General features: G+C 68.7%; 5 protein-coding genes. 1 reads left to right on the top strand and 4 read right to left on the bottom strand.

The window, feature by feature from the left end; translation table 11 throughout:
- Positions 1–91 precede the first annotated feature (91 nt).
- Both ACZ38L_RS38120 and ACZ38L_RS38115 read right to left on the bottom strand, forming a co-directional pair.
- A complete protein-coding gene (locus ACZ38L_RS38120) occupies positions 92–400 on the bottom strand; it encodes a hypothetical protein (protein WP_465702491.1) in 309 nt (102 codons plus the stop codon).
- Positions 397–723, bottom strand: coding sequence for a hypothetical protein (locus ACZ38L_RS38115; protein WP_465702489.1), 327 nt, complete (start codon positions 721–723; stop codon positions 397–399). Before ACZ38L_RS38115 ends, ACZ38L_RS38120 begins: the two co-directional genes overlap by 4 nt.
- A gap of 861 nt (positions 724–1,584) precedes the next feature.
- On the opposite strand from ACZ38L_RS38115, the gene fabV reads away from it, so the two are divergent.
- Positions 1,585–2,799, top strand: coding sequence for an enoyl-[acyl-carrier-protein] reductase FabV (gene fabV / locus ACZ38L_RS38110; RefSeq protein ID WP_465702487.1), 1,215 nt, complete (start codon positions 1,585–1,587; stop codon positions 2,797–2,799).
- A gap of 67 nt (positions 2,800–2,866) precedes the next feature.
- Here the strand turns inward: fabV and ACZ38L_RS38105 are convergent, their stop codons facing one another.
- A complete protein-coding gene (locus ACZ38L_RS38105) occupies positions 2,867–5,266 on the bottom strand; it encodes a site-specific integrase (protein WP_465702485.1) in 2,400 nt (799 codons plus the stop codon).
- Positions 5,263–5,604 (bottom strand): helix-turn-helix domain-containing protein, encoded by a 342-nt coding sequence (locus ACZ38L_RS38100; RefSeq protein WP_465702493.1) that lies wholly within the window; start codon positions 5,602–5,604, stop codon positions 5,263–5,265. The genes ACZ38L_RS38105 and ACZ38L_RS38100 overlap by 4 nt, the downstream gene beginning before the upstream one ends.
- Between the last annotated feature and the right edge of the window lie 244 nt (positions 5,605–5,848).

Raw genomic sequence — 5,848 nt, 5'->3', positions numbered from 1 at the left:
TGCCCCTTGCCGTCCCCCGACATCGCCAAACCCCGCGCCCACTCGCTACCCTGCACGTGAAAGGTGCCCCCACCCCGCCGACGATCTGACCCTAGACAAGCCGGATCATCGCAGGTGGCAGGGCACCTTTCCCATGCCGTGACAAACAGTCACCGATCAACAGTGACGTGATGAAACATCGAGGCCTGTGCTGGGCCGCCTTGAACTCCGCCTGATACTTGGCCATTAGGAGATCCGGATACTTGTGCGTCAGCAGCCACCGCTTGATCTGGGCTTCCTCAGCCAGGTCGAGGATGGTGAGTTTGCCCGAGGAATGCAGTGGGGTGCCGGCCAGTAGCCGGTCGGCAGCAGCCCGCAGCTTGACGCACAACTCCTGTGGCGGCTCCTGCTCGGCCTTCACCGCGCGTCTCCTCCAATGCGTCCACGCTCGTGTTCCTCGATCAGCCGGTCCAGCTGGGCCAAACGTCGGCGCTCACGCTCCCAGCGGATCGGCGGACTCGCCTCGTCGACGACCATGGCCCTCAACTCGGCTGCTTCGGTTCGCAGTTCGTCGATGTTGTCTTCGGTGCGGCAGATGTTGACGCAGGCCGGGTGGCAGCCCTCGGTGTCCGGGGTGACCCGTGCGTCGTCGAGGGAGGGATTCAGCTCGCAGCGTGCCGTCGCGGCGGTGAACACGCAGGTCATTCCCCTACCGGGGTAGATCTGCAGCGAGGCGTTCGCCATGACGTGTCTCGCCTCCGCCCCGGTCCTCAGGACCCGCCCGGCGAACTTCCTCGCCCCTCCGCTGACCCGCGATCGATAGGTGCCCGCGGCGGGGCCGCTGACATGCTCGCCGGCCTTCAGACGCCGGTCTGAGTCCTGCAAGTCCTCCAGTCGGGACAGCCACCGCTCGAACGCCAGATCGTCAGGGAAACCCGAGGCGTATGTGCCTAATGGTGGAGTCGGGTATTGGAACCCTCTGAATGCCTGTCACTCCCGTGCCATGATCGGTGCATGAGGGAGTAATCCTGGCCTGAGGACGGCATCGAAGTCGGAGCCCGAGCCAGGGCGGCGTGGTCCGCGACATGCCAGGCGCTACTGAACTTGAACTCGTGATGTCGGTCCAGGTCCCGGGCCTGCACGCCGCCGCTGCGGGCGGAGATCGCCGCGACCGATACCCCAACTCCCGCTGCTCAACAGGCTCCGGCGGTGCCGACTGCCGTAGCCCGTGGCCCCGCACTGGTCGGCCCGCCGCCCCCAGCAGCATGCCGGCGGTCCCCACTGAGGCGCTGTTCTCCCGCGTCCAGACCCGTCAGGCGGTGTGACATGACCGAATAGGACACCGACAAGAATCTGCGGCCACTTCTAGCGAAGATCACCATCACCGGTTGGGCCACGCTCACCGAGGATATGAGCAGGGCTCATCCAGAACGAGACCCGGGGCATCGACAGCCTCGCCTGGTCACCGCCTTGGAGGGCACGTTCGGCATCGTCATCCCCGACGAGGCCACCGGCTAGCTGGAAACCGTCGACGACATCCGCCGCTGCGTGGAACCGCTCACTGCCGCGGAGACCACGCTCCCCGCACCCGAAGGACCCCCCCGAGTGAGCCTCCGCGAGATCAAGCCAGGTAACCGCGGCTACCTCTACGTCAACAGCCATCCGACCGGCTGCAAGACGGTGGTTGACCGCATGTGGCAGCACCTACCAGACTCCGCTGGCGGCCGGCCCGGCCCGGTCGCCCTCGTCATCGGCTCCAGCGCCGGCTACGGACTGGCTGCGACCCTGGTTGGCCTGCGTACCCACCGGATGCGCGGACTCGGCATCGCCTTCGAGTCCACCGCGACCGAGCGCCGCACCGCCAGCGCGGGCTGGTACCGCACCGCGCGGACCGCCGAACTCGCCGCCGAGGCCGGCGCTGACTTCACCTTCCTCAACGGCGACGCCTTCTCCGAGGGCGTCAAGGACGAGGCCACTGACCAGCTCGCCGCCCGCTTCGGCAAGATCGACCTGCTCGTCTACAGCATCGCGGCCCCGCGTCGCACGGACTCGCTGACCGGGGAGGTCCACCACTCCGTCATCAAGCCGCTCGGCACCGACTACCAGGCCAAAACCCTCGTGTTCGAGGACGGCCTCCCGCGGATCGGCGAGTTGCACCTGCAGGCCGCGGACGAGGCCGAGCGCGAGGCGACCGTGCAGGTCATGGGCGGCGCCGACTGGCAGATGTGGATCGACACCCTGCAGTCCAAAGGCCTGCTCGCCGACGGCTTCCAGACCGTCGCCCTCTCGTACGTCGGATCCGACATCACCGCCCCCATCTACCGGGCCGGAACCATCGGCGCCGCCAAGCAGCACCTGGAAGAAACCGCCCGCGCCATCAACACCCAGCTCAAGGGCACAGGCCACGCCTACACCGTCGTCGCCGGCGCGGCCGTCACCCAGGCCTCCACCGCCATCCCAAGCATCGCGCTCTACACCAGCATCCTTCACCGCGTTACCGGTGACAGCTGGCAGGCCACCGTCGACCAGGCAGCGGCCTTGTGGAACCAGCTCGCCGGTGACGCCGAACTCGACCTGGACGACCAAGACCGCATCCGGCTGGACGACTGGGAGATGGACCCCGGGGTTCAGGCTGCCGTCCGCGCCGTGTGGGACCAGGTCGACGCCGACACCATTGCCACCAGCGCGGACACTGGTTGGTTCCGCGACCAGGTCGGCCAGCTCTACGGCTGGGACGTTCCCGGCGTCGACTACGAGGTCGCAGCCGAGACCACCGTCCCGTGGCCCGCTTCCCCGTCGTCCGACGCCGCCACCCCGTAGAGCCCTATCCGCCCTTCGAGGATAAGAAGCCGCTCCCGCTGCCGTTCCACCCGCTCGTTCTGGGTGGTCAACGGCGGCTGACGGCGGCGGCATAGGCGGCCCAGTCGCCGGCCGATGCCTTCTGCCACTGGACGGCGACTTGGATGTGGATGCCGAGCATGCGGGCCAGGATCGCGGCCGGGACTTCCTCGGCGAGGGCGAACAGGGCGGTGGACCGGGCCTGGCCTGGTTGGATTCCGACGGCGATCAGCCGTAGGCCGAGCCGGTCGGCGCTGATGTGTTGGCCTGGGCGTTGACCTGGAAACAGCCAGGGCGTCTGATCGGCGTGTCCGATCACTGTGTAGGGGCGGCGTGTTGCGATCAGGTCGAGGACCAGTGCGGCGAGCGGTTCGGGCAGGACGGTCGGGGAGGTTCCCAGCTGGATCGAAACCCGGCCGTTCGCCTCTGTGACCTGATCGACGGTGAGGCTGCTGATCGTGCTGAGCCGTTGGGCGTAGAAGAGCAGGAGCAGTCCGGCGACCCGGTCGGCCGTGGTCAGCGTGGCGTCGTGGAGGAGCCTGCGGGCGTCGTCCCACCGGCCTTCGGAGTCGTGAGGGCCCACAGGGCCCTGCCAGCGCTCGGCGCCGAAGGTCAGCCCCTTCGCCAGCCGGTTCTTGGTCGCCCAGCGGATGAAGTGGCCGGTCTGGTCCCGGTAGCTGAGGTCCTCGCCTGCTTTCCACTGGTCCAGGTCGGGCTGGGTGCAGGTGGTGAGGGTCAGACCTCTGCCAGACAGCCAGTCCAGGAAGTTGACGGCGGCGGTGATGTGGCTGCGGACGTTGGCCATCTGCAGGTGCGTGGCGTGGCCGGCGCCGAGGCGCCCGCGCAGGCGTCGTAGGTGGTGCCAGACCGCGTAGCGGTGCAGCATCGCTCGTTCTTCGTGATCGTCACGGGATGCGAGGGTCCGGGAGGTCCAGCGTTCGAGTTTCACCAGGCGCTCGTCGCGGTCGGGCAGTATGCCTCCGGCAACGAGAACGGCCCTCAGGTGGTCGAGGGTCTTGCCGGCCGTGAGCTCGTCGAGGACGTCGTGGGTCACCGCGCGCTGGTCGGCCGCGATCTCCTTCATCAGCCTGGCGACGACCGGGCGCGACAGCCAGGCGACTGCGGTGACCGGTCGGTCGATGCCGATCAATGCGGCGTGTAGCGGGGCCAGTTCCTGGCGAACGGACCCGTCGGGGCCGGCGAACACCTCGTCGGCGCGTTGGGTGAGAGTGCAGCGGTGGCAGGGCCGGTGCGCGCTGGTCTGCCAGGTGGTTTTGCAGATCGGGCAGCGTTCCCAGAAGTCCGGGTCGGGATTGAGGCACTTCGCGCACAGCGGTGCCTTGCGTGTGCCGCCGCGGATCGAGGCTGTGGTGTGGCAGCCGCTGCAGCGGGCCCACCAGGACTGGCACCGCTCGCACCACGGTTCGCCGCTGGCGGCGGAGATCTCGCAGCGTGCTGATCGCCCGCAGATCCCGCAGGTCGCGGTGGTGTGCGGCCGGCAGTGCTGGCACCAGGGGCCGTCCGCAGTGCGGGCCGCGACGCGCCGTCGGCGCCCGCAGCCGCGGCAGTCTTCGAGGTTGATCGGATTGCTGCTGAGGCAGTTCGGACACAGCGGGCGGCCCTCGGCATCTCGGGTCGCCGGTTCGCGGACCGATCCGCAACCCGCGCAGGGCACCGCCCGGTGGTGCGCAAAGCAGGTGCGGCAGACCCGCTGCCCGTCCAGCAGCTTGGACAGCGCCACCGTCCGACCGCAGCGCGGGCACGAGGGCCGCGCGATGTTACTCGCACCCGCCGCGAGGAGTTCGTCAATGAAACGCAGCACCGCCGGGGTGGGGGCGTCGCTGCCCGCGCCGGTCAGCAGGGAGGGCCGGTTGACGATCGCCCAGGCCAGCCGACGCTGCCCGGTCGGGCGGACCGTCGCCCGGCCCAGTGCGGCCATGACGTCGGTCGCATCGAAGCCCGGTGAGACGGCGGCGACGGCTTGTGCCAGCAGCACCGTCGGGTCGCCCTGGTCGTCGGGGCATTGATCGCAGCGAGGCTGGCCGTGACGGTCGCGGGTGGAGACTCGCCGCTGGTCTCCGCAGGCGGCGCAGGTCTGGGCCGTGTCTCGGCATGCCGAGCAGAGCAGGTATCCCCGTCGGCTGATCATGTAGGTCAGTGTTCGTCCGCATTCACCGCACCGTGGAGCGGCTATCGAGGTCGCGCCGGCCTCCCGCAGTCCTCGCAGAAGTTGTCCCACCGACCATGCGACCGGCGGCCCGCCGGTCGTCAGCACCTGCGGGCAGTCAGCGAGGAGCTGAGCCAGCCGACGGCGTTTCGCGCGCCCGCCGGCGACATCGACGACGACGTCGTGGATCCGGGCGGCGTCCAAACTGCGTTCGACCGTCGAGACCAGCCGCACGATCAGGCCCACCGGGTCCGCCAGGGCCTCGTCGATGGTGTCGGTCACTGGTCCACCGGGGCGATCCTGGCCCGCTTGGGCCGCAGATCGCCGATGCTCTCAGCGGCTGTCCCGCCTGCAGCGGCTTTCTTGGGCCTCTGAGCGGCGCCGGCTGCGGCGACAGGTTCGATCAGGTCGTCCATCGTGCAGTCCAGGATGTCCAGCAGGGCCATAAGGATCTTCAGGCTGAGGCGCTCGGGGCGCTCGACGACGAGGCGGTAGACCTGGCTGGAAGACAGGTTGATGCCGCGCGCTGCCAGCGGCGGCAAGAGGTCAGTGGTGGAGAACATGCCGTGATCCGCCATCAGGTGACGCAGGTGCCAGCGGTAGTCGAGCTTGGCGGCCATCATCGGTCCTTCCCGGTCGGCGCCTCGTCGAACGCCGGGTTGAGTGCGTTACCCAGAGCAGTGTTCATGAAGTCGTCGCTGACGTGGGTGTATACGGCTGTCGAGCTGTCGCACTCGTGGCCCACTTGCTGCCGGATAAAACGCCTATCTACTCAGGTTGAACTGGCAGTGTCTGGCGGGCTGATCTCGGTGAATCCCGTGATCAGTCCGGTCTCGGCGAGGCAGCCGTCGATCAGTTCGGGCC

It is taken from the genome of Kitasatospora sp. NPDC024654 (genome assembly GCF_055559155.1).
The sequence above is the reverse complement of the archived record's forward strand: the minus strand, read 5'-3'. Positions and strand labels throughout refer to the sequence as shown.